The 23,239-nt window shown below is 63.2% G+C and carries 19 protein-coding genes and 1 riboswitch; of the genes, 3 read left to right on the top strand and 16 right to left on the bottom strand.

What is annotated here, in order from left to right; all coding sequences use genetic code 11:
- Positions 1-45 precede the first annotated feature (45 nt).
- Entirely contained in the window at positions 46-450 is a 405-nt protein-coding gene (locus GKC28_RS16740; protein WP_174148138.1) for a hypothetical protein, read from the top strand.
- A gap of 89 nt (positions 451-539) precedes the next feature.
- Here the strand turns inward: GKC28_RS16740 and rpsD are convergent, their stop codons facing one another.
- The 3 genes from rpsD to GKC28_RS16725 form a co-directional block, all read right to left on the bottom strand.
- Positions 540-1,160 carry a 30S ribosomal protein S4 gene (rpsD, locus tag GKC28_RS16735; RefSeq protein ID WP_174148137.1) on the bottom strand — a complete coding sequence of 207 codons (621 nt, stop codon included), beginning with the start codon at positions 1,158-1,160 and terminating at the stop codon, positions 540-542.
- Positions 1,161-1,376: 216 nt separating this feature from the next.
- Positions 1,377-2,438, bottom strand: a complete 1,062-nt coding sequence (locus GKC28_RS16730) for a Hint domain-containing protein (RefSeq protein WP_174148136.1) — start codon at positions 2,436-2,438, stop codon at positions 1,377-1,379.
- 201 nt (positions 2,439-2,639) lie between these two features.
- Entirely contained in the window at positions 2,640-3,557 is a 918-nt protein-coding gene (locus tag GKC28_RS16725; protein ID WP_174148135.1) for a LysR substrate-binding domain-containing protein, read from the bottom strand.
- 208 nt (positions 3,558-3,765) lie between these two features.
- Here GKC28_RS16725 and katG point away from each other — a divergent pair, with 208 nt between their 5' ends.
- Entirely contained in the window at positions 3,766-5,982 is a 2,217-nt protein-coding gene (gene katG, locus GKC28_RS16720) for a catalase/peroxidase HPI (protein WP_174148134.1), read from the top strand.
- Positions 5,983-6,168: 186 nt separating this feature from the next.
- Here katG and GKC28_RS16715 read toward each other — a convergent pair whose 3' ends face one another.
- From GKC28_RS16715 to GKC28_RS16690, 6 genes are all read right to left on the bottom strand, one after another.
- Positions 6,169-7,992: a BCCT family transporter gene (locus GKC28_RS16715; protein ID WP_174148133.1), complete on the bottom strand. Its 1,824-nt coding sequence runs from the start codon at positions 7,990-7,992 to the stop codon at positions 6,169-6,171.
- A gap of 77 nt (positions 7,993-8,069) precedes the next feature.
- Positions 8,070-9,080 (bottom strand): Ldh family oxidoreductase, encoded by a 1,011-nt coding sequence (locus GKC28_RS16710; protein WP_174148132.1) that lies wholly within the window; start codon positions 9,078-9,080, stop codon positions 8,070-8,072.
- Positions 9,081-9,093: 13 nt separating this feature from the next.
- The gene (locus GKC28_RS16705) at positions 9,094-9,723 is read right to left on the bottom strand and encodes a DUF3726 domain-containing protein (protein WP_174148131.1); all 630 of its coding nucleotides are present in this window, start codon (positions 9,721-9,723) and stop codon (positions 9,094-9,096) included.
- A complete protein-coding gene (locus GKC28_RS16700; protein ID WP_174148130.1) occupies positions 9,720-11,408 on the bottom strand; it encodes a hypothetical protein in 1,689 nt (562 codons plus the stop codon). The genes GKC28_RS16705 and GKC28_RS16700 overlap by 4 nt, the downstream gene beginning before the upstream one ends.
- Positions 11,409-11,411: 3 nt before the next feature.
- Complete coding sequence (locus GKC28_RS16695; protein WP_174148129.1) at positions 11,412-12,395, bottom strand: membrane dipeptidase; 984 nt, start codon at positions 12,393-12,395, stop codon at positions 11,412-11,414.
- A gap of 137 nt (positions 12,396-12,532) precedes the next feature.
- Positions 12,533-13,978: an aldehyde dehydrogenase family protein gene (locus GKC28_RS16690; protein WP_174148128.1), complete on the bottom strand. Its 1,446-nt coding sequence runs from the start codon at positions 13,976-13,978 to the stop codon at positions 12,533-12,535.
- Between the two features lie 104 nt (positions 13,979-14,082).
- Here GKC28_RS16690 and GKC28_RS16685 point away from each other — a divergent pair, with 104 nt between their 5' ends.
- Positions 14,083-14,967 carry a LysR family transcriptional regulator gene (locus tag GKC28_RS16685; protein WP_174148127.1) on the top strand — a complete coding sequence of 295 codons (885 nt, stop codon included), beginning with the start codon at positions 14,083-14,085 and terminating at the stop codon, positions 14,965-14,967.
- A gap of 50 nt (positions 14,968-15,017) precedes the next feature.
- Here GKC28_RS16685 and GKC28_RS16680 read toward each other — a convergent pair whose 3' ends face one another.
- From GKC28_RS16680 to GKC28_RS16650, 7 genes are all read right to left on the bottom strand, one after another.
- Positions 15,018-15,779, bottom strand: a complete 762-nt coding sequence (locus GKC28_RS16680; RefSeq protein ID WP_174148126.1) for an ABC transporter ATP-binding protein — start codon at positions 15,777-15,779, stop codon at positions 15,018-15,020.
- A complete protein-coding gene (locus tag GKC28_RS16675; protein WP_174148125.1) occupies positions 15,776-16,825 on the bottom strand; it encodes an iron ABC transporter permease in 1,050 nt (349 codons plus the stop codon). Before GKC28_RS16675 ends, GKC28_RS16680 begins: the two co-directional genes overlap by 4 nt.
- Positions 16,822-17,832, bottom strand: coding sequence for an ABC transporter substrate-binding protein (locus tag GKC28_RS16670; RefSeq protein WP_174148124.1), 1,011 nt, complete (start codon positions 17,830-17,832; stop codon positions 16,822-16,824). The genes GKC28_RS16675 and GKC28_RS16670 overlap by 4 nt, the downstream gene beginning before the upstream one ends.
- A 141-nt stretch (positions 17,833-17,973) precedes the next feature.
- A riboswitch (cobalamin riboswitch) is annotated at positions 17,974-18,166 on the bottom strand.
- Positions 18,167-18,364: 198 nt separating this feature from the next.
- Entirely contained in the window at positions 18,365-19,978 is a 1,614-nt protein-coding gene (locus tag GKC28_RS16665) for a chemotaxis protein CheW (protein WP_174148123.1), read from the bottom strand.
- Complete coding sequence (locus tag GKC28_RS16660; protein WP_174148122.1) at positions 19,975-20,466, bottom strand: chemotaxis protein CheD; 492 nt, start codon at positions 20,464-20,466, stop codon at positions 19,975-19,977. Before GKC28_RS16660 ends, GKC28_RS16665 begins: the two co-directional genes overlap by 4 nt.
- Positions 20,457-21,311, bottom strand: a complete 855-nt coding sequence (locus tag GKC28_RS16655) for a protein-glutamate O-methyltransferase CheR (protein ID WP_174148121.1) — start codon at positions 21,309-21,311, stop codon at positions 20,457-20,459. Before GKC28_RS16655 ends, GKC28_RS16660 begins: the two co-directional genes overlap by 10 nt.
- Before the next feature lie 27 nt (positions 21,312-21,338).
- Positions 21,339-23,237 (bottom strand): PAS domain-containing methyl-accepting chemotaxis protein, encoded by a 1,899-nt coding sequence (locus GKC28_RS16650; protein ID WP_174148120.1) that lies wholly within the window; start codon positions 23,235-23,237, stop codon positions 21,339-21,341.
- Positions 23,238-23,239: the final 2 nt, after the last annotated feature.

Raw genomic sequence — 23,239 nt, 5'->3', positions numbered from 1 at the left:
ACGGCCCGCACCATAGGCTTTTGCAGTTCCATTTGGGAGGCACTCATGGCCAGACTGAAGAAACCCAAGAAGATTGTTCTGAAACCTCAGCAGGCGCATGCCATCATCACCTGGCTCTACGGCAAGACAAGCGTGGCGGCAAAGGACTTCAGCAAGGAAGACTGCGGCTTTGCCCAGGCCATGCTGGTAGAGATGCTCAACGCCAGTTTCGCCATGGGGTTTGTCGAAGCACTGTTCCGGGCAGCGGCAAAGGTGCCGTCCGGGCCGAAGAAGGTGATTACCACCTTCCTCAAGGGGGCCGGCAAGAACCTTGTGAAATACAAGGACAAGGATGACCTTGAAGAAATGATGAAGCAGCCGACAATCTACAAGGCGGTCAAGAACCAGATGGCCCGGGCAGCCAAGTCGGTGTGGAAAATCCGCGAGGCAACCGGGGAACTGACCTACTGACGAGAAACTGCTGATCTGCCCCTGCTGACACGAAAAAGGGCTGCCCGAATGGACAGCCCTTCCGCCGTGTGCCCCAGCGGGCAGCAGGCTTAGTTCTTGGCGTAGAATTCGACGACCAGGTTCGGTTCCATCACAACCGGGTACGGCACGTCGCCCAGGGACGGGGTGCGCACGAAGGTCGCGGTCATCTTGGAGTGGTCGGCTTCGATGTAATCCGGCACATCGCGCTCAGCCAGCTGAACGGCTTCCAGAACGGCAACCATCTGCTTGGACTTGTCGCGGACCTCGATCACGTCGCCTTCCTTCACGCGGTAGGAGGGGATGTTCACGCGCTTGCCGTTGACCAGGACGTGGCCGTGGTTGACGAACTGGCGGGCGGCGAACACGGTCGGCACGAACTTGGCGCGGTAGACGACGGCGTCCAGGCGGCGCTCCAGCAGGCCGATCAGGTTTTCACCGGTGTCGCCCTTAACACGCTCGGCTTCGCCGTAGATGCGGCGGAACTGCTTTTCGGTCAGGTCGCCGTAGTAGCCTTTCAGCTTCTGCTTGGCGCGCAGCTGGATGCCGAAGTCGGACAGCTTGCCCTTGCGGCGCTGGCCGTGCTGGCCAGGGCCGTAGTCGCGGCGGTTGACCGGGGACTTAGGGCGGCCCCAGATGTTTTCGCCCATGCGGCGATCGATTTTGTACTTGGCAGACGTGCGTTTGGTCACGGCTGATCTCCTTCGTATAGGGTTTCGAAGGGCGTTGTCCTCTTGCCTTGCGGCATGACAGGGATCCCCTTGCGGGGGCCACCAACACCAATGAAGCCGCGCTTATATAGGGGGACGGGGCAGAGTCAACACGGCGATTGCGTGTTCGGCAGGAAATCTGCAGCGAAACCCGGTCTGGGCCGCGAAATAGCATTCGGACCTTGCCGGATAAAGTCTTCAGGCTGCTTCATGCGCCAGAATCGCCGCCTCCGAAGGGGAGAGATTGCGACGGGCATGGGCACCGTAGGCCAGCGGGTCGCGCTCCAGCTCCGGCTGCAGGCGGAACAGGCGTTCCCTGTCGGACCCGCTCAGTGCGGTCAGCGATGCGTTGGAGGGATGGAAGCTCTCTGTTTCCACCCCGTTTGCCCAGAGCACCTGGTGATCGGCCAGCATCAGGTGGATATAGGTGACCTCGCGCACAGAGGTGTCGGTATGGATGGTGGCGCCATTGACCAGATCGCCAGCAGCGACCAGCACCTCGGGTGTGTTGAACAATGCCCGCACACGGGCACCGCGCAACAGCATCCGGTGATCGGGGGAGACCAGCAGCTGCCGCTCCGGCCGGTCGATGCCCAAGGCCCCCGCCTGGATGCGGACCGGCCGCAACTGCGGCATGACATAAAGCCGTGCGCCGCTGATCCGTCGGGTGCCGATCCAGAGGATTTCCTGCACGCCGTTGTCGCGGGTCTGCACCTTTTCGCCTTCGCGCAATTGCTCCACCCGCTGCGGCCCGCCGGGTGTGGCGATCAGGGTGCCGGGGGTAAAACAGATCACCCCGGTTTCCCCTTGGGGCCGGTTTGCGCTAATAGTACCAAGTGAATGATGCACCACCCATAGGTCGGTGCTGCGCGGCGGCAGTTCATCGACGAACATCAAGAGCGGGTACTGACCCGGCCCTGCCCCGATCAGCGTTGCGGTGAAGCTTTGCACTCCATTGGTGACAACAAACCAGCTGTCCATCAGCGGCTCTTCGATTTCGACCGCGTCGACATCGGTCCGGTTCTGCACCGCAGCCCCCACCAGCCTGCGCACCGAGCGTGCCGCCCGGCGGCGCAGTTCTGCTTCGCCGTTTGCCCTATCCAGCCGCAACAGCCCTGCTGGGCCATCCACCTGCACAGCGTCTCCTTGCCAGCACCAAGCGGCCCCCGCTTCAAGGGCGTCCTTCGGCGCGGCCGGGAGGCCGTCGATCTCGGTTTGCGACCAGGAAATAACAAACGTGCCACGAAAGCCCGTCTTCATCTGCCTGTATGCCTGCTTCGTCTTTTGATTATTAATAGTACGTTAACAAAGCAGCGCGCCGCGGGAAACAGTGAGCCGCAAAAACGCATGCAAGCGTGCTGAATACGCACCATTCCCAAGACATCTGCTCCTGATGCATCTGCCCTGCCGCGCGGCCACGCAGCCAGTGGGCATCACGACGGCGCCCCCCTCTGCCCCGCGTCAGCCCATTGGTGCATAGCTGGACCGCAGGCCGTCAGCGGCCTGGCGGACCACCTCAGCCACCTGCATCAGTTGCCGTGCCAGCGGATTGCTGCGGCGCCAGATCATGCCGATGGTGCGCGAGGGCTGCGGTTCCCGGAAGCGGGCAACCGATACCTCCGCAGAGCGGGTTTCCACCGGCACCGCCATTTCCGGGATCAGCGTCACCCCGATCCCGGCGCTAACCATCTGAACCAGTGTCGACAGGGAACTGCCGTCCAGCAGCTCCCGCGGGGCAGCGGATTGCATGTTGCAGAAGGACAGCGCCTGGTCACGGAAGCAATGCCCCTCCTCCAGCAGCAGGAGGCGCATCTCTCGCAGGCCATCCGGGCCGGGAACCGGGGTGCCCGCATCCTGCCCCGGGCGCACCAGCACGAAATCCTCTGAAAACATCGGCACCTCTTCATAAGCGGGCTCAGACACCGGCAGCGCCACGATGGCAGTGTCCAGCCGCCCCTCCCCCAGTTCTTCCAGCAGCTTGGGGGTCACGGTTTCGCGGACCCGGATGTCGGCCTCCGGGTACTGCCGGGTGAGGGTCCCCACGATGGAGGGCAGCAGATAAGGCGCGATGGTGGGAATCACCCCGATCCGCAGCCGCCCCGCCAGGCCGTCGCGCGACGCCCGCGCCAGCTCACCCAGCTCATCCACCGAGCGCAGAATGCCGCGTACACGGGACGCCAGATCCTCGCCAAAGCTGGTGAGCCGCACCTGACGCGCGCCGCGCTCCACCAGCTGGACGCCCAACGCCTCCTCCAACTCCTTGATCTGAACAGACAATGCAGGCTGGGAGACGGCACAGGCGTCCGCCGCGCGGCCGAAGTGGCGATGCTGGGCCAGCGCCTCAAAGTAGCGCATCTGGCGGAGGGTCACGTTAATCATAAGATTTTATTATCAGAGCGATGAATAAATGCAACTTATCCCAATGAATTTTCCCTGCTAGCCTCAAGAGCAGAAAGACAGGGAGACCCGGCTCGGGCGGCCTGAGCCCCGCTTGCATTTCCAAGCGGCGCCCGGCTTTGCGGATAAGTTCCGGGCGGCTTCCCCCACATCGCAGTTCAAACAATTGAAGCCACGATCGGAGATGGAAATGGACGGAAATACCCCCGCAGGAAAATGCCCGGTGATACACGGTGCGGCGCTGAACACCGATGCCGGCGGCACCACCAACCAGGATTGGTGGCCGAACCAGCTGAACCTGAAAATCCTGCACCAGCATTCCCCCAAGTCGAACCCGATGGGGGCGGATTTCAACTACCGGGAGGAATTCAAAAAACTCGACCTGGAGGCGGTGAAGAAGGACCTGTTTGCGCTGATGACCGACAGCCAGGACTGGTGGCCCGCCGATTACGGCCACTATGGCGGGCTGTTCATCCGCATGGCCTGGCACAGCGCGGGCACCTACCGCAAGCAGGACGGGCGCGGCGGCGGCGGCACCGGCAACCAGCGCTTTGCGCCTTTGAATTCCTGGCCGGACAACGGCAACCTGGACAAGGCGCGCCGCCTGCTGTGGCCGATCAAGAAGAAATACGGCAACAGGATCTCCTGGGCGGACCTGATGATCCTGGCGGGCAACTGCGCCATTGAGTCGATGGGCGGCCCGGTATTCGGCTTTGGCGGCGGCCGCGAAGATGTCTGGGAGCCGGAGGAGGATATCTACTGGGGCGCCGAGACCGAATGGCTTGCAACCAGCGATCAGGCGAACAGCCGCTACTCCGGCGAACGGGACCTCGAGAACCCGCTGGCGGCGGTGCAGATGGGCCTGATCTATGTGAACCCTGAAGGCCCTGACGGAAACCCGGATCCGGTGGCCTCCGGCCGGGACGTGCGCGACACCTTTGGGCGCATGGGCATGAACGACGAGGAAACCGTGGCGCTGGTTGCCGGCGGCCACACCTTCGGCAAGGCGCATGGCGCTGGCGACCCGGAGCTGGTGGGCGCAGAGCCGGAAGCAGGCGCGATGGAGCAGATGGGCTTTGGCTGGGCCAATGCGCATGGCACCGGCAAGGGCGGTGACACCACCACATCAGGCATCGAAGGCGCCTGGAAGCCGAACCCGACCACCTGGGACATGGGGTATTTCGACGTGCTGTTCGGCTATGAATGGAAACTGGTCAAAAGCCCGGCCGGCGCCCATCAGTGGCAGGCGCAGGACGTGAAGCCGGAACATATGGTGGTGGATGCCCACGACCCCAGCAAGAAGCACGCGCCGATGATGACCACCGCCGACATGTCGCTGCGGATGGACCCGGAATACGAGAAGATTTCGCGCGATTTCCATGCCAACCCGGAGAAGTTCGCCGATGCCTTTGCCCGCGCCTGGTTCAAGCTGTGCCACCGCGACATGGGGCCGAAGTCGCGCTATCTGGGGCCAGACGTGCCTGCCGAAGACCTGATGTGGCAGGATCCGGTGCCGGCGGTGGATCACGCGCTGGTGGATGCTCAGGACGTGTCGCAACTGAAGGCCAAGATCCTGGACACCGGGCTTTCGGTCTCTGAGCTGGTCTCCACCGCCTGGGCCTCGGCCTCGACCTTCCGCGGCTCCGACATGCGCGGCGGCGCCAATGGCGGCCGCATCCGGCTGGCACCGCAGAAGGACTGGGAGGTGAACGAGCCTGCCAAGCTGGCCAAGGTGCTGAAAGCACTGGAGCAGATCCAGAGCGAGTTCAACTCCTCCGCAACGGGCGGCAGGAAAGTGTCGATGGCAGACCTGATCGTGCTGGCCGGCTGCGTTGGCGTGGAAGAGGCTGCCAAGGCTGCGGGCCACCCGGTGGAGGTGCCCCTTACCCCCGGGCGTACCGATGCCACGCAGGAGCAGACAGATGTTGAGAACTTTGAGGTGCTGGAGCCGGAGGCCGATGGCTTCCGCAACTACCAGAAGGCGGACTATGCCGTGCCGGCCGAGAAGATGCTGGTGGACCGGGCCCAGCTGCTGACCCTTGGCGCGCCGGAGATGACAGCGCTGATCGGCGGGCTGCGGGTGCTGGGCGCCAACCACGGCGGCTCCAAGCACGGTGTTTTTACCGACCGGGTTGGCGTTCTGAGCACTGACTTCTTCACCGCCATCACCGATATGGGGGTGGAGTGGAAACCGGCTGGCGACGGCACCTATGAGGGCCGCGACCGGTCCAGCGGCGCCGTCAGATGGACCGGTACCCGCACTGATCTCGTGTTCGGTTCCAACTCGCAGCTGCGGGCGCTGGCAGAGGTTTATGCGCAGGACGATGGCGCCGGGAGCTTTGTGCGCGACTTCGTGGCCGCCTGGGTCAAGGTGATGAACGCCGACCGGTTCGATTTGGCGGCCTGAAGCTCCTGACTGCAAAGAAAGAGCAGCGCCCCGGATGTCCGGGGCGCTTTATTTTGCGCGCCTTTTTCCGTCGCTGCGCGGCCAGTAAAAAGCCGGAGGATCTCTCCTCCGGCTTCCCGGCCCTTCTGCCGAAGGGCGTTTGTGTGACACCCAGGCAACGCCGCAGCGCTGCCTGATGTTTTGGTTTTACTCAGCGGGCGCCGCGGCCTTCTCACGCTGGCCGTCGCGGAACAGCGCCTTGGCCAGGGACACGCACATCAGGCCCATAACCATGGTGAAGGGCAGTGCTCCGATGATCATCGCGCTTTTCAGCGCTTCCATCGGGTCGGCCCCGCCATTCTGCTTGCCTGCAAACAGCAGGGTGCCAATGACTGCGGTCAGGATCAGCCCCCAGACAATCTTGTGCTTATTGCCGATATTCTGGTCGCCGCCGGACATGATGGTGTTCATCACCAGGATGCCGGAGTCCGCCGATGTGACCAGGAAGGTCATAATCAGCACCACGCACATGATGGTGATGCCGGACAGCAGGCCGCCGTCGATCATGCTCTGCAGGGTCACGAACAGCTTGGCGGTGTTCGAGGCACCGATGATAGCGCCTTCTGCCGCACCGTTCAGTTCCAGGTCGATGGCGGTGCCGCCCAGGATGGTCATCCAGGCAAAGCAGACCAGTGCCGGTGCGATCACACAGCCGAGGATGAACTCACGCACCGAACGGCCGCGGGAAATGCGCGCCAGGAACAGGCCCACGAAGGGCGAGAACGCGATCCACCAAGCCCAGTAGAAGGTGGTCCAGCCTGCCTGCCAGCCGAACTGGCGCTGTGCTTCACCAGCTGCATAGGTTGCTGCCAGAACGTCGTCGGACAGAGCAGCTGCTTCGCCTTCCAGCCCGGATTTGAAGCCGTCAAACGAGCCCCAGGCATTGGTTGCACCGCCGCGCAGAGCATCTGCGTAAGGCGCTGCCTCCGCTGGCAGTGCTGCCGCGAAGTCCGCTGCCGACTGCGGGCCGTAGGCGCCGAAGCTCAGCGAGGTGAAGTGCAGGATGTAGTCCACGAAAGCCGAGGCATAAGTGGTCATGGCGAACATGAAGGAGCCGAAGACCACAAAGGTCAGCAGCAGGATGATCGAAAGAACCAGGTTCAGGTTCGACAGATACTTCACGCCGCGGCCGACGCCGGAGACCGCCGAGATGATCGAAAGGCCCATGATCGCGAACAGGCCGGCCAGCAGGCCAACTGTGCCCGGCGCAGGCGCGTCGCCGCTCATGTCCATCATCCATTCCATGCCGGTGATGGCATAAACGCCGTCCACGAACTGGGAAACGCCGAAGCCGATGGTCACGGAAACGCCCAGGATGGTGGCGACAACACCCAGCACGTCAACGACGTGGCCCAGGAAGCCGTTCATCAGCTTGCCGAACAGCGGCGTCAGCGCGGTGCGGATGGTCAGCGGCATGTCTCGGGTATAGGCGTAGTAGGCCAGCGACAGGCCTGTCACAACGTAGATTGCCCAGGCGTGGAAGCCGTAATGCAGGAACGTGTAGCGGAAGCCGGACTGGATGGCTTCCTCGGTGTTGGCGGTCACTTCCTGCGCCAGAACCACCGGGTTGGAGCCCCAGAGGCCCAGCGGCTCAGCGGTTGCAAAAACCATCAGGCCGACGCCCAGACCGGCGCCGAACATCATCGAGAACCAGGAAAAGTCCGAGAATTCCTTGCCCTGGCCCGGTCCCCCCATGATCCGCTTACCGGTTTGCGGCAAAGCGGCAACCACAAACAGGAAAAAGGCGAAGAAACCGACGATGATGATGTAGAAGGCGTTGAAATCCTCGAGGATCCGCCAGTTGAGGCTGCCCAGAACGCCCGTGGCGTTAGCCGGCCAGACCAGGGCCCAGAGAACCAGGGCGACCATGATCCCCTTGCTGAGCAAGGCGATCTCGACGCTGTGCCCCTTATAGAAGCCCTCGTCTGAGGTCTTGATCTCAAGATCCGTAAAAGGTTGCTTTATTGACATGCGTTTCCTCCCGTTTCGCACGTGCCGCACCGGGGTGCGGGTTGTCCGGCGGTTCGCGCAACCGCCGGAGTCTGGCGTCAGCCCAGCAGGGCTTCGATCCTTGCCAGCGTTGCAACACTGACAGCGACGCCGTCTCGGCGGGCCTGCAAGCGTTTTGCCCGCCGCCCGTCTCCGGGCAGATGTGCGCCGGCTTGGCCGCGCACCGCTTCCACGATCCCGGCCATTCCAGCACCGAAAGCGTCATTTGCTGTCGCAGCAGGGTCGATTGCGATGAACATCTGGCCGGTTTTGGGCGGCCCGCCTGCGGTGCCCGAGAACGGCGAGGCATTGATGCCGAGCGTGGCGCCGGTCAGCGCGGCGGCCATGATTTCGGTGAGCAGCGCAACACCCACGCCCTTGTAGCCGCCCGAGGGTGCCATCGAACCCTTGAGGCCCGCGTCCGGATCGGTGGTCGGATTGCCGTTGGCATCCAGCGCCCAGCCCAGCGGGATCTCCTTGCCCTCGCGGGCGTGCTTCATCACCTCGCTCTTGGCGATGGTGCTGGCGCTCTGGTCGATCAGCAGTTCCGGCTCGCCATCCTCGCCGGGAACGGCAACCGAGAACGGGTTGGTGCCGACCACCGGCTTGCTGCCGCCCGAGGGCGCGATCGAGGCCGGCGCGTTGGTAAAGCCCAGACCCACCAGCCCGGCGCGGGCCAGGCGGGTGGTGTGGTAGCCCAGCACGCCGCAGTTGTAGCTGTTGCGGATTGCAAGCACCGCGATGCCCTGCTCCCGCGCTGCCGGGATCAGCGCCTCGAACCCAATGTCGATGGCGGAATGGGCAAAGCCGGTGGCGGCATCCACCGCCACGACGCCGGGGCGCGGGCGGGTCAGAACCGGTGCCGCCTGCCCGTCCACCTTGCCGCATTGCACATGCTCGGCATAGATCGGGATATAGGCGAGGCCATGGCTGGCCACGCCATCCGCTTCGGTGGCGGCTGTTGCGACGGCCAGGGGCCGGGCATTGGCTTCAGACGTGCCTGCCGCCACCAGGGCGCGGAAGGACAGGTCCTCGATCTCGGCGAGGGACATAGTTCTGGATTCGGTCATGTAAGAGGCCTCTTCAGTCGTTGTCCGACAACCCGGCGCCGGCGCCCAGCAAGCGCGACTCCTCGGTGGCCGGAGCGTAGGTTTTGTGGGCAAAACGGTTGAGCACGGCCCAAGCCGCCTCCTCCGGTGCCGCGCGGGATTGGCTTGGGTTTGCATTTGCAAGGCTGCCCGCGGCGCGAACGGTCAGCTTGTCCGCCATTTCCGGCAGGGTGCCTTCGCATTGCAGGCCGATGCCATCGGTGACCGCCTGAAAACTATCGCCCTCGACAGTGACGCAGGCGCCAAGCTGGCGGGCGGCCATGGCGGCAAAGGGCAGGATCATTGCGGGATGTGCGACCTGCGCGATGGCCAGCGGCGCAGATTGCAACCGGGCGGCGCAATCCGACAGGGCCGCACCGGCAGCCAGCGGGCAAAGCGGCGCGGCTGCCCGCCACTCCGCCTGCAAGCCTTGCGGCACATGGGCAGGCAGGTCCGCGGCAAGACCCGCTTCAAGAAGCCCGGCCAGCACCGCCGCGCCGTCCAACCCTTGCGCACACAGCCAGCGGGTGGCCTTGGCGGCTTCCTCGGCCAGGCCCCAGTCATACCCGGCCCCGCGGGCGGCGCGTTTGGCGGTGGCTTCCACTTCGTTCAGTGCATAGCTCATTGCTCAGCCTCCGGGTACACCCACAGATCCGCGTTGGCGGTGGTCAGATCTTCGGGATAAGGCGCGCCCGCATACATGCAGATCCGCACCCAGCGGTCGGAGCGCGGGTCGAAATGGGTGGCCCCGAAAAACGACAGCTTGGCGCGCAGCATATCGACCGGAAGCACCCGGTCGCTGATGGTATTGCTGCGGATTTCGCCATAGGGCGCAACCCGGCTCATCTGCGCCCGGCGCACGGTGTGGCGGTGTTCCGGGTGGCGCAGCAGGAAGGATGCGATCGGCTCGTCCCGGTCCCAATCTGCCAGCGCAGTGTGGGCCAAAGCTGCATCGCGCGCCGGGGCCAGCGGCTGCTCAAAATCGGCAATCGGCTCGTCAAAACGCTCGCCCATGCGCGGCTCCAGCTTCTCCTCCGAGACATACCAGGCGCGGGCGCAGTTTTCGCGGGCGCTCCAGTCCAGATCCAGCGCCCAGGCAAAGCTGTCTTCTAACAGCTCCTGCACCTGTGCGACCGGCATGGCGCCATCGATGATGAAGGCGTCCTTGTTGGCATCGGCCATGCTGCCGGACAGCCCGTCCACCAGCTCGGCATAGGGTTCCAGGATCAGCGAGGCCGCCAGCTCCTGCCCCTCCAGGCCCAGCGCGGTCTCGCTCCAGCGGATTAGCCGGTCCCAGGGGTGGTCGTTGAGCAGATCGTCTGCGCCCACCCAGGCCGCCAGCGCCTCAAGATCCTTGTGCAGGCTGGCCAGCTTTTCGATCTGCACCGGGTGTTCCGAGTGCCAGCGCGCTGCCGAGAGTTCGCTCCGCCGCAGCATACGGCGGAAGCAGGCGGCTTCCTCGGCCGAGGCGGTTTGAACCGAGCGCACTCGGGCAATCGCCTCTTCCCGCGCCATGATCCAGTTGTTGAACAATACCGGGTGGTTGACGATGTAGGGCGCCATGCCAAGGCCGGTGGAGTTGCCGATACCCAGCCGCCGCGCGGTTTCCGGCGCCAGCGGCACCGCCTGATCGCCGCCCTTGGCACGGGCCATATGCTCCACTAGGTCGCGGACAAATACCCGCGTCAAGTAGACGGACAGCATCTCGGCCTGAAACGGCGCCCGCATCTCCTCGCGGTCTGCAATAACATCCCGGTCCGCGGCGCCGAACTTGCCGGAGCCGTAAACAGCAGTGGTGCGCATCAGGTAGCCGACGCTCTCGATCTGCGCCGGGTCTGGCTGACGGCCCTCGGACAGGCAGTCCACCACATGCGCCCACAGCCGTACCGAGCGGTTGGCGCGCGACAGCGACAGCTCGCTGCCGCTGACCCGTCCGGCCTCCTGGTGGGGCACGTTCCGGGACAGGCGTTCGATATCGGCGTCCGTTGGCACACCGTCGAACAGAGTGAAAGTCGCATCCCAGGCGGTGGCGATCACCCGGTCCGAGCGCATTTCGGGTGGCAGATCGTGGGCAAAAGCCACTAGGGAGTAGCTCCGCGCAGGGCCGGTAGCGGTATAGACCGCTACGCCGACGCCCTTGGCATCGATATCGAACTTGGGGCGCGCAAAGCTCCAGTTTTCCCGGGCCATGCGGCGGGTCAGCACCCGCATGAAGCTGAGGCGGCACTGGTGCAGGGAGCCCAGACGGCTGAGGCGCATGACCTGAGCCGGGTCCCGTCGTGATATCGTTGTCTGCGCGGTTGTTTCCATGACCTATCCCTTTGGGCCAAAGTTTTCGGCAAAGAACCGGTACCAGTTCCCGCCCATGATGCCGCTGACCTCGTCATCGTTCATGCCCGTCGCGCGAAGGCCCTCTTCGATGTTTCCAAAGTCGCGGTTGTCCTTGAACCAGCCGGGCATTGCCGGGAAGCCCGGCGCGGCGGCTGATCCTTCACCGTAGTCGACCTCCTTGGTCCAGCGGCCGACGCGCATCCATTCAACGATGTTGTCGGGCTGGTCCTGGCAGAGATCGGTGCCAATCCCAAGATTCTCCACCCCGTATTTCTCGGCGGTGCGTGCAATCATCTCGCAGAAGCTTTGCAGGGTGCAGTCGGACTTGTCCTTCAAATGGTGCGGATAGACCGAAAAGCCCAGCATGCCGCCGTGGCCGGTGACTGCGCGGATCACATCGTCCTTCTTGTTGCGCAGGGCCGGCGACCATTCATGCGGGTTGGCATGGGTGATGGCGATCGGACGGGTGGAAATCTCCGCCGCCTCAATGGTGGAGCGGTCGGCGGAATGGCTCATGTCGACGACCAGACCAACCCGGTTCATCTCCTTGATCACCTGCTTGCCCATGCGGGTAATGCCCATATCCTCGGCCTCGTAACACCCTGTGGCCAGCAGCGACTGGTTGTTGTAGGTGAGCTGCATGAAGCGGGCGCCCAGGGTGTGCAGGATCTCCACCAGGCCGATGTCGTCCTCCATCGGCGAGGGGTTCTGGAAGCCGAAGAACACCGCGGTGCGGCCGGTTTCGCGGGCCTTGTCGATGTCAGAGGCCCACTGCCCCTTCATGATCAGGTCCGGGTACTGCTCGAACCAGCGGTTCCACTTCTCGAAATTCAGAACCGTCTCGCGGAAGTTCTCGTGATAGGCAATGGTGACATGGGTCGCGTCCACGCCGCCCTCGCGCAGCTGGCGGAAGATCTTTTCCGACCAGTTGGCATATTGCAGGCAGTCGATACGGTATCCGGTCATTCAAGCACCTCGGTTTTCTAAGTCCAGCACCCGACCCTCAGGCAGCGGGCAGGAGGCGCCCGCTTCAGGGGAAACGAGGAGGGCGGGCGCTTCCGCAATCTGGCAGGCCGGTGTCCGGCGCTGCCAGGGTTTCAGTCTCAGGCCGGTTTACCGGCGCTGATGTAGGCCGTCTTGACGGTGGTATAGAACTCCGCCGCTGCCTTGCCCTGCTCGCGCGGGCCGTAGGAGCTGTCGCCGCGGCCGCCGAAGGGCACGTGGTAGTCGGTGCCTGCGGTCGGCAGGTTGACCGTCACCACACCGGTGCGCGCGTTGCGGCGGAAATGGGTAGCGCGGGCCAGCGACTGGGTGACGATGCCCGAGGTCAGCCCGAAGTTGGTGTCGTTGACAACCGCCAGCGCCTCGTCATAGCTGCCGACCTTGATAACGGAGGTCAGCGGCGCGAACATTTCCTCGCGGTTGATGCGCATGTCGTTGGTGGTGTTCAGGAACACGCCGGGCGACATGTAGAAACCCTCGTGCGGCATCTCTAGGCGCTGGCCGCCGCAGGCCAGCTCGGCGCCTTCGGATGTCCCCAGATCGACATATGCCAGGTTCTCGTTCAGCTGCTGTTCGCTGACCACCGGCCCCATCTGCACGCCCGCTTCCAGCGCGTGGCCCACTTTCATTGCCTGCGCACCCGCCACCAGTTTTTCAACAAAGGCGTCATGCACGGCCGCGTGGACCACGAGCCGGGAGGAAGCGGTGCATTTCTGACCAGTGCCGCCGAAGGCGCCGCCCAGCGCCAGGGAGACGGCCAGGTCCAGGTCGGCGTCGTCCATCACGGCCAGCGCGTTCTTGGAGCCCATCTCCATCTGCACCTTGGTCAGGTTCTGGATCGCGGCAGCAGCGATGCCCTTGCCCACCGGCACCGAGCCAGTGAAGGAGATCGCGTTCACCTTCGGGCTTTCCACCAGGCGCTGGCCGATCGAGCGGCCCGAACCCATCACCAGCGAGAACAGGCCCTTGGGGATGTCCTGGCGCTCGATAATCTCGGTCAGGGCCACAGCAGAGGCCGGGGTGATGTTGGCGGGCTTCCAGACAACCGCGTTGCCGTAGCAGAGTGCCGGCGCGATTTTCCACGATGCGGTTGCGGTCGGGAAGTTCCAGGGGGAGATGATCGCCACCACGCCAACGGCTTCGCGGCGCACGTCCACCTCGATGTCGGGGCGCACGGAATCGGCGTTTTCACCGATCTGGCGCAGGCATTCGGCAGCGTAATAGGTGAAGAACTGGCCGGCCCGGTAGACTTCGCCCTTGCCCTCGGCCAGCGGCTTGCCTTCTTCGCGCGACAACAGCGTACCCAGCTCTTCGGCGCGGGCCATCAGCTCGTTGCCGATGTTCATCAGCACTGCCTGCTTGCGCTCCAGCCCGTAGGCGGACCATTCACGCTGTGCGATTTGCGCCTGGTCCAGGGTCGCCTCCAGCTGATCGGAGCTGGCCTGGGCAAACATACCGACCAGATCGCTCAGATCCGAAGGGTTGCGGTTTTCGATTTCGCTTTCGCCCGCCAGCCATTCGCCGGCAATCAGGTTCAGTTTGGTCACGGAAAAGCCCCAGATGCTGAATTTCAGGTTTGCAGCAGGATGGACTCCGCAACCCGCATCAGTCAAACTCAATAAACTGTAGGAAACTTCAGGAAAATTGAAACTTGGCACTGAAAATCGAAATGCTGCGCGCCTTCTGCACCGTGGCGCAAACCGGCAACCTTTCCGAGGCCGCCAACCGGCTGGGCCGGACCCAGTCCGCCGTTTCCATGACGCTGAAGCAAATGGAGGATCATCTGGGCAAGAGACTGTTCGAGGGCGAGCGCAAGAACCAGCTGTCACCCTTGGGCGAGCAAGTCTTTGAACTGGCCCAGAAACAGGTGCGGCAGTTCGATCAGACCGTGCAGAGCATCGAGATGGCGGCTGAGGCGGCGCACGGGCTCTTGCGGATCGTCTCTGTCCCATCGGTCGCGGCGCTGGTGTTTCCTGCGGTGCTGGAACACATGGCGGCGCGGCATCCGGGCCTGAAGGTGGAGCTGCGCGACACCGACACTCAGGAGGTTCTGGATGCGCTGGCGGAGGGCAAGGCGGATATCGGCATCGCCTCCGGCTGCCACCCGCTGAACGGTGTCAGGGCCGTGCCCTTGTTCGAAGACCGTTTCGGGCTGGTCTGTTCCACCGACCATCCGCTGTACCGGCAGGACGCGCGCCCCTCAATTGCCGAGGTGACCGGCTCCTCCTTTGTCCGCAACGCCCTGTGCGATCTGATCCGCAATGAACGCTTTGTAGAAGCGAGCAGCAATGCGGATGTGACGATCCACAACACCCATTCGCTGATCACCATGGTCCGGACCGGTAAATGGGTCACCGTGCTGCCGCAGACGGTTGCCCGGTTCATGCCGGAGGCAACCGCCTTCCGCCCGATTGCCGACCTGCCCGACAAGCGGGCGGTTTACCTGTATCAGCGCGAACGCTCCCGCTTTGCCGCGCTGACAGAGGAGTGCTGCGCCTTCATACAGTCCTGCGATCTGTCAGGCGCGCCAGGCTGAAAACCTCCGGCACGGCGCAGCATGGCCGGGGCACCTGTGCCGATAGCCTCTCAGGCCAATTGAAAGGACAGGAAGGGATCCGCGCCCTCGCCGTCCCGGACCCAGCGGGCCTTGATCCCGAAGATCCCGGACACCGTTTCCGGATCCAGCGCCTCCCCTGGCGCGCCAATGGCCACCAGGCGCCCGTGCGACAGTACCGCCACACGGTCGCAGGTCAGGGCCTGGTTCAGGTCATGCAGGGCCACAACGGTTGTCACCTGCAGGTTCCGGATGCAGTTCAGGATCGACAGCTGGTGGTGGATGTCCAGATGGTTTGTCGGCTCATCCAGCAGCAGAAGCCCCGGCCGCTGCGCCAGGGCGCGGGCAATGTGCAGCCGTTGCCGTTCGCCGCCGGACAAAGTGGCCCACTCGCGGCGCGCGAAGCCCTCCATATCCACCGTATGCAGCGCCTTGTCCACCATCTGGGTGTCTTCGCTACTCCAGGGTTTCAGCGCCGACAGCCAGGGAGTGCGGCCAAGCTCGACGACAGACCGTGCGGTGATGCGCTCTGCCGTGTCGGCCTGCTGTTCGACGATCGCGATCCGCTGGGCGATCTCCCGGCGGGTCAGGCTGGCCAGCGGTTGGTCCGCCAGCAGCACCTCGCCATTCGAGGGCTTCGCCAGGCCGGACAGCAACCGCATCAGGGTCGATTTGCCAGAGCCGTTCGGGCCGACCAGCGCCAGCGTCTCACCCGGCTGCACCGCCAGCGACACGTCCTGCAGCAGGGTTTTGCCGCGCACGGAGAAAGACAGGTTGCGGGCTTCGATCCTCATCTCGCAGTCCTTTGCCCGCGCACCAGGATCACCGCAAAGGACGGCGCCCCGATCAAGGCGGTGACCACCCCGATGGGCAGCACCTGGCCGGGGATGATGATGCGGGAGACGATGTCGGCAGCGATCAGGAACACGGCGCCGGTCAGCGCCGCGGCCGGCATCAGTCTGCGGTGCCCGGGGCCGACCAGGAACCGGGCCGCATGGGGGATCACCAGGCCGACAAAGCCGATTGAGCCGACGATCGACACCATCACCGCGGTCATCAGCGCGGTGGCAAAGATCAGCACCACCTGAACCCGGCGGACCGGGATGCCGAGCGAGGCCGCGGAGTCGCTGCCAAAGGTGAAGGCGTCCAGGGCGCGGGCGTGAAACCGGCAGGTCACCCATCCCGCCAGCGCCAGCGGCACCGCCAGCCACACGTCCGGCCAGCGCACGCCGCTGAGGTTGCCCATCAGCCAGAACATGATGCCGCGGGCCTGATCCGCGTTGGCGGATTTGGCGATAATGAAAGCGGTCAGCGCATTGAACAGCTGCGAGCCGGCAATGCCCGCCAGCACGATCTGCGCCGCTGCGGCGCGGCTGCCCCCTGCCCCGGCCGCGCGGGCCAGAATGGCGACAAAGCCGAACGCCAGCAGCGCCCCGTTGAAGGCGCCGAAGGACAGCGACAGGGCGCCGCCGCCAAGCCCTGCAATGGTGACCGCCACCGCCCCAGTCGAGGCGCCGGCCGATATGCCCAGAATGTAAGGGTCCGCCAGCGCGTTGCGCAGCAAGGCCTGCAGCACTACACCCGCAACCGCCAGCGCCGCACCGCAGGCCGCAGCCACCAGCGCCCGCGGCAGCCGGTAGCTCCAGATGATGCCCTGGTCCACCGGATCCACCGGCAGGCCTGCCCCGGCCAGCTTGTTGGCCAGAACGGACAGGACAAGGTCAGGCGCAAGCGCGGTCTCCCCGATCATTGCGCCTGCCAGGACCGCCGCAGCCAGCACCGGCAGGGCCAGGCAAGCGCCCCGGAAGCCCTGCCATGCGACTGCGGCGGCTGCGCTCATTCGCCGTTGCCGATCGCGCTGAGTTCAGCGGCTAGGTCTTCCAGCGCCGGGATGGCGCGGATGGTGGCATCCATCGCCTGAGCGTCCATCACCACGATACGGTCGTTCTTCACCGCGTCCATCTGGCTGGCGACCGGATCGGTGCGCAGGAACTCCAGTTTCTTCTCGTAGTCGTCAGCTGCAAAGCGGCGGCGATCCATGCGGGCGATCACGATCACCGTCGGGTTGGCCTTGGCGATGGTTTCCCAGCCAACGGTCGGCCATTCCTCGTCGGTTTCGATGACGTTCTTCAGGCCCAGCTGCTGCATCATGTAGCCCGGGGCGCCTTTCTGGCCGGCCACGAACGGATCGCTTTCCATTTCGGGCGAAGAGAACCAGAACACCGCCGAGGCATCCTCCAGCGCAACTTCCTGTGCCTTGGCAACAGCTGCAGCCTCGCGCGCCTTGTAGTCGGCAACCAGCTCGGCGCCCTTCTCGGCCTCGCCGAAGATCGCGGCCAGTTCCTCAATGCCCTGATAGAGGCTGTCGGTGGTGAACATCCGGGTGCGGGTGCCGTCGCCGCCGGTGGTGTTGTCCTTGCCGACGCAGTCAGCGGGCATCACATAGGTCGGGATGCCGAGGTCGTGGAACTGCTCCCGCTTGGCGACCACGCCTTCGGGGCCGACATGCCATTCATACTGGGCTGCCACCAGGCCGGGACGCTTGGCCACCACGCTTTCAAAGCTGGGGTCGTTGTCGGCGAGGCGTTCGACCTTGTCGTTCAGCTCCGCATATTCGGGCAGCACGTCATTGAACCAGACCGAGGTGCCCAGCACCTTGCCGCCCAGTCCCAGCGCATAAAGCACCTCTGTTGCCGCCTGGCCGACGGTCACAGAGGACGCAACCGGCGCCTCGAAAGTGACGGTCTCGCCGCAGTTTTGAATGGTCAGCGGAAAACTCTCGCTGGCGGCAGCAGCCTGAGCGGCCGCAAGGAAGGAAAGGCCCATCAGGCCGGAACGCAGGAACATGATCTTCGATCTCCATATGTCAATGACCGGAGAACGGGTGAAAGGGCATTGACCAGTCAGGCGAAGGGGCTTTGCCCTTCTTGCAGCCCCCAATACCGGTGGCGCATCTTACCGGCAACCTCCCCGGACAACCCCGTCCGGTGTGCTTCAGTTTTCACCGGCAGGTCTCCTGACTGGCGGGTCATTGCCTGTGCCGTCTTCCCGGACCGGGTGGTCCAGTGACTTCATGGCACAGCACTCGCCGCCTACAGTTGCGGGGGCAGTTCCGTTTGGCGCCCGCAGGCGCCGCGGATTCCCTCTTAGCCCTTGCGGGACCGATAAGGCGCGGGTAGCGCATCGCCTTTCTTCCGGCAAGAAAAACTTTAACGGGCGCCAGAAATCTTAACGCTTGGCAGCTCCTGCCCCCTCACAGATGGCCCATGGACAGCATCCCTGAATTGCCGCCCCCGCAAGCAGATGCCTATAGAACAGCCGGCCTTTCCAAAGGCCGCTGCTCCTGGCACGGGTCTGCCGCTTGAGTTTCCAGGCTCCGCTATGCGGACTGGAAGCAGCGGTCCACCAAAGCGGTTGTGTCTAGGATCAAAATCGACTCGTGCCGGCCGTCCGCTGTTTTGTGCTGCAGGCAGCCGGTCACATCCTCGGTAATGCTTCTAGACGCGTTTTGCTGGTCCAGGGCTTTCAACTCAGCCACCCGGTTTTCCGTCGTGATGATGATTTCGTCAACGGAGTCGACAAGAATGCCGAATTTCTGAGAATCATGGCTGAAAATCAGCACCTTCTGGTCTTGTCCGGACGCCGGCGGCAGCCCGTACAGCACCCGGGGATTGAACAGGGTGATAAGCTCCCCCCGCAAATTGAGGATGCCTTCGACAAAGCTGAGAGAAAACGGCGGCTCAAGCAGGTCCCCGGGGCGGTTGATCACCTCGCTGACTCGCGACGTATCGAGAGCAAACCTCTTCTCGAAGGTGAATTTGATAAAGGTGCGACGTGCAGCCCGGGCCTCAAGTTCAACCGCGTCTTGCTCCGCTGTCGAGGGCGGGAATACCTCCTGGCAGGACTTTGCGGCGGCGAGGAAACTGGGCTCCGTCAGAAGCTTCTCCGGATCCAGCATCATGACGATCTGATTGTTCTTGTCCAGCAGGCATCCGTTCACCAGATCGCCGCGCGGCAAGGCGAGTTTGGCAAAGGGCAGAACTTCGTCCTCGAAGTACGGCAGGATACTGTCGATAGAAAAAACCATCAGCCCCACCGGCCCTTCCTTGGTTTCGATGATCAGCATTCTGCGTTCCTTGGGAAAGGTTGCCCCAAGCACAAACTTTGCATCATCCCCCATGAAGCCCCGAAAATCTATCACTGGCAGGATAACGCCGCGCAGGTTGGCGGTGCCGATCACGTTACCGCCCGCCAGCAAAGACTGCTCCAGCGCCGGAACGGTTCTGACCTCTTTTACATAACGAAGGTCAATTGCGCAGGTGGTGTGGCCGGTTTGGAAGGACACGCAGGCGAGCTTTCTGCCCCTGCTGAGCTTGACGCCTTCCTTGCCGGTCTCATTGGCCGCCCGCGGCAGTTTCTCCAGGTGCAGCAATTCATGCGGGTCCAGAATCTGCACCAGCCTTTCGCCGCCGTCGAATTTCAGCACCCCGTCGATGACCACATCCTTGATGCCGTCGCCATTGGGGCGGAAATCCACCCGCGCCACGCCTTTCCCGTTCAGGACCTCGCCGGTCCGGTCAAACAGCAGGCCAATGCAATGTTCGCCATGTTCAATGATGGCGACCTTTCGCGCATGCACGGTGTCAGACGCCGGAAACTCCAGCAGGCGGCGCAAATCAATGACCGGGACAATCTTGCCCCGAAGGTTGAACAGACCCAGCATGAATGCCGGGGCCAGAGGCACCGGTGAAATATGCTCCGGTTCGTTCACGATCTCCTGAAGCGCGGCGACCGGGATCGCAAACTCGCTGTCGCCGATCAGGAGCGAGCCGTATTTTTCAGTGTGATAACGCGGCACCTCGGCCGCGGGCGGCGGTGCTGTGGCCTGCCGCACTGCGGCGCTGCCCTCTGCTCCGTCTGCGGAGCAGGCCGCTTGTCCCTCTGGCAGGCCTTGCGCGCCATGTTTCAACGGGGTTGAGGTATCCGGTTTCATGATTGCGCCCCCAAGCGAGGAATGGATTTGACAGTGAATTCGCCGCTGGTGCAGTCGATGCTCACTTGCCGCCCCTGCATGCCGCCGACATCTTCGTGGATGTTGCGGACGCCTGCCTCCCGCAGGGCCCGGTAGGCGGAACGCGCATTGATGCTGCCAACAAGACGCTCAGGATCCGTATCCGCCGGCATCGTCATGTTGGCGCCGCCAACGACAAGCGCCCGGAGTCTGCGCAGGTCCCTGCCGGACACCTCCATCAGGGACAGCAGCGAGCTGAGTGCCTGATCAACGTGCCTGCCGCTGATTGCCTTCGAATGATCGGGAGACTTGGACAGCAGGCAATGCGCCAGCCCGTAGACCCCCTTGGCGGGATCCAGCAGCCCCAGGCCGATGCAAGAGCCGAGGATCGCGTTCAGCGACTGCCCGGCCCGGCCGGTTTTCACCTGGCCGATCTGCACATGGATTTTCTGAACTTCATTCACGCACATGGGCTGCTTACCCTGGCGGATGGCCGGTAGATAATCGGTGCCAGCTGCTCGAACCCGGTGCGGAGGTTGTTCAGAGTTTCGCTTTCACCGATGAACAGGACACCGTCGGGTTTGATCAGGTCCCGGACATGCCGGAGGATTTTCTCCTGATCTTCGCCGGTGAAGTAGATCAGCACGTTGCGCAGGAACACCGCATCGAAAGGACTGGTGCCGCCGAGCCTTTCCAGAAGATTGTGAAGCTTGAATTTCAGGCGGGCCCGGATCTGCGGCACCGCCTTGTACCCTTCCGCATCGCTGCCTTGCATGTGGCTGGCAAACAGCGCTGGCTGTTCCTTGCGGAAGCGGGCGATCGAGCGGCCATTGTAGACCCCCTTTTGCGCCACATCCAGAACCCGCGACGACACATCCGTTCCAAGGACGGAATAGTCGAAGCCCGGATTTTCCAGCCGCTGCTGCTCCAGGATGGTGCCGATGGTATGAGCCTCCTCCCCGGTAGATGCTGCGGCTGACCAGACCCGCATCCGGAGGCTCTCCCCCCGCTCCTGAAACTCCCTCAGAAACACGTCCTGGAAGTAATCCCAAACCCGTGGCGTGCGGTAAAAATAGGTTTCGTTGGTGGTCACCCGGTTGGTCAGTTCCTGAATCTCCCCAGGGTCGGAAGCGAGCCGGAAGATATAAGATGCAAAGCTCGGCTCGTCGACCTCGCGCAGCCGCCGCCGCAGGCGGCTGACCAGCATCGTCTTGCGGGTTTCGCCGATGGTTATCCCGGTGTTCCGGTGAACGATGGCGCGGAGTTTGAAAAAATCCCCATCGCTCATGGTGAAGTCGGTGTCTGGTTTTTTCATCGCCAGTCCTTTCGCCAATGCAATGGATCAGCAGCCGAGCCGGCCGACTTCCGTCTTCAGTTCCTGTGCTCCGCTGTTCAGCTCCTCCGTGGCAGCGGCAATGGAATCCGAGGCAATGACAGCTTTTTCGGACGCGTCCACGATGCTCTGGATGGCTTCGGAGACGTCCCGCGCTGCTGTCTGCTGCTCGTTTGCGGCCACTGAAATCTGAGCGATGGAATCGGTGGTATCCGAGATGCCCGTGAGGATCTTTGTGAAAGCGGCACCGGCCTCTCGGGAGACTTCGCTGCCCTGGGTCACGCGCTTCACCGTTTCATTTATCAGCTTGCTGATTTCCTTCGCAGATTGTGACGACCGCTCCGCCAGCTTGCGCACCTCGTCGGCCACCACAGAAAAGCCCAGGCCGTGCTCGCCGGCCCGTGCCGCCTCGATCGCGGCATTGAAGGCCAGCAGGTTGGTCTGCCCGGCAATTTCACTGATCGTCTTGACGATTTCGCTGATTTCCTCGGAGGAGGCATTGATCAGGTCCATGGCTTCAATCGACCGTTCGATCGCCCTTGCCCCCAGGTCGGCTTCTTCCTTGGTTTTCTGCGCGATCTGGTCCGAATGATTGCTGTTCTGCGCGATCGAATCGATGGAAGCGCTCAGTTCCTCGACGGAGGCGCTGATTTCCTCAGTGGTGCAGCCCAGAGTCTGGGCGCCGCCGGCCACCGTGTGGGCTTGTTCCGAGATTTTCTTGGATTGCTCTGCAAAGCGGGTGGCGATCCGGGTTACTTCCTGTGCGACCTGCTTTTCAGCGGTGATATTGGTGGCAAATTTCACCACTTTAAAAGGTTTGCCATCGGCATTGAACACCGGGTTGTAGGAGGCATTGATCCAGACCTCCTTGCCGCCCTTGCCGAAGCGTTTGTATTCACCGGCCGAAAACTCGCCGGAGGCCAGATCCGACCAGAATTTTTGGTAGTCGGGAGAGCTTGTGTACTCCGGATCGCAGAACATCCGGTGATGCTGGCCACGGATTTCATCAAGCGAATACCCCACCGTCGCAAGGAAATTCTGGTTGGCGGTCAGGATCGTGCCGTCCAATTCAAATTCAATCATGGCCTGGGCCCGGCTGATGGCCGCCATCTTGCCATCCTGCTCTGCGGTGCGCAGCTTTTCCTCGGTGACGTTGGTGGCAAATTTCACCACTTTGAACGGCTTGCCCTCAGCATCGAAGATGGGATTGTAGGACGCATTGATCCAAACTTCCTCGCCGCCCTTGCCGAAACGCTTGTATTCACCGGCCGAGAATTCGCCCGCAGCCAGATCAGCCCAGAACCTCCGGTACTCCGAAGAACTGGAATAGGCCGGATCGCAGAACATGCTGTGATGCTGGCCCAGGATTTCATCAAGCGAATACCCCACCGTGGCCAAGAAGTTCTCGTTCGCAGCCAGAATTGTGCCGTCCAGCTCAAACTCGATGACGGCCTGGGCCCGGTTGATCGCCGCGATCTTACCGTCCTGTTCCGCCGTCCGGCTCTTTTCCTTGGTGATGTTGGTGGCGAATTTCACCACTTTGACTGGTTTGCCCTCGGCATTGAAGACCGGATTGTAGGAGGCGTTGATCCACACATCCGCCCGGTTCTTGCCGATCCGCCGGTATTCCCCTGCCGCGTATTCACCCATCGCAAGCCGCAGCCAGAAATCCCGGTATTCATCGGACGCCGCATAGGCCGGGTCGCAAAGCATACGGTGGTGCTGACCCTGAATCTCCTCTAACGTGTAACCGACCGTTGCCAGGAAGTTCTCATTCGCGGTAATGATTGTGCCATCCAGCTCAAACTCAATAATGGCCTGGACACGGTTGATAGCGTCCACGACCCCCTGAAAATCCCTGCTGTCCTGACCGGCCTCCGGCACCACAGCCTTTTCGTTCGCACCCATAG

The organism is Leisingera sp. ANG59 (assembly GCF_013317235.1).
Classification (GTDB): Bacteria; Pseudomonadota; Alphaproteobacteria; order Rhodobacterales; family Rhodobacteraceae; genus Leisingera.
The sequence above is the reverse complement of the archived record's forward strand: the minus strand, read 5'-3'. Positions and strand labels throughout refer to the sequence as shown.

Bases quoted from the DNA above. Each gene is read 5' to 3' on its own strand.
- GKC28_RS16680 (WP_174148126.1), bottom strand. From the start codon at position 15,779: ATGAGGATCGAAGCCCGCAACCTGTCTTTCTCCGTGCGCGGCAAAACC.
- GKC28_RS16665 (WP_174148123.1), bottom strand. From the start codon at position 19,978: ATGAAACCGGATACCTCAACCCCGTTGAAACATGGCGCGCAAGGCCTG.
- GKC28_RS16715 (WP_174148133.1), bottom strand. From the start codon at position 7,992: ATGTCAATAAAGCAACCTTTTACGGATCTTGAGATCAAGACCTCAGAC.
- GKC28_RS16725 (WP_174148135.1), bottom strand. From the start codon at position 3,557: ATGATTAACGTGACCCTCCGCCAGATGCGCTACTTTGAGGCGCTGGCC.
- GKC28_RS16710 (WP_174148132.1), bottom strand. From the start codon at position 9,080: ATGACCGAATCCAGAACTATGTCCCTCGCCGAGATCGAGGACCTGTCC.
- katG (WP_174148134.1), top strand. From the start codon at position 3,766: ATGGACGGAAATACCCCCGCAGGAAAATGCCCGGTGATACACGGTGCG.
- GKC28_RS16670 (WP_174148124.1), bottom strand. From the start codon at position 17,832: ATGTTCCTGCGTTCCGGCCTGATGGGCCTTTCCTTCCTTGCGGCCGCT.
- GKC28_RS16705 (WP_174148131.1), bottom strand. From the start codon at position 9,723: ATGAGCTATGCACTGAACGAAGTGGAAGCCACCGCCAAACGCGCCGCC.
- GKC28_RS16650 (WP_174148120.1), bottom strand. From the start codon at position 23,237: ATGGGTGCGAACGAAAAGGCTGTGGTGCCGGAGGCCGGTCAGGACAGC.
- GKC28_RS16700 (WP_174148130.1), bottom strand. From the start codon at position 11,408: ATGGAAACAACCGCGCAGACAACGATATCACGACGGGACCCGGCTCAG.
- GKC28_RS16675 (WP_174148125.1), bottom strand. From the start codon at position 16,825: ATGAGCGCAGCCGCCGCAGTCGCATGGCAGGGCTTCCGGGGCGCTTGC.
- GKC28_RS16740 (WP_174148138.1), top strand. From the start codon at position 46: ATGGCCAGACTGAAGAAACCCAAGAAGATTGTTCTGAAACCTCAGCAG.
- GKC28_RS16695 (WP_174148129.1), bottom strand. From the start codon at position 12,395: ATGACCGGATACCGTATCGACTGCCTGCAATATGCCAACTGGTCGGAA.
- GKC28_RS16660 (WP_174148122.1), bottom strand. From the start codon at position 20,466: ATGTGCGTGAATGAAGTTCAGAAAATCCATGTGCAGATCGGCCAGGTG.
- GKC28_RS16730 (WP_174148136.1), bottom strand. From the start codon at position 2,438: ATGAAGACGGGCTTTCGTGGCACGTTTGTTATTTCCTGGTCGCAAACC.
- GKC28_RS16655 (WP_174148121.1), bottom strand. From the start codon at position 21,311: ATGAAAAAACCAGACACCGACTTCACCATGAGCGATGGGGATTTTTTC.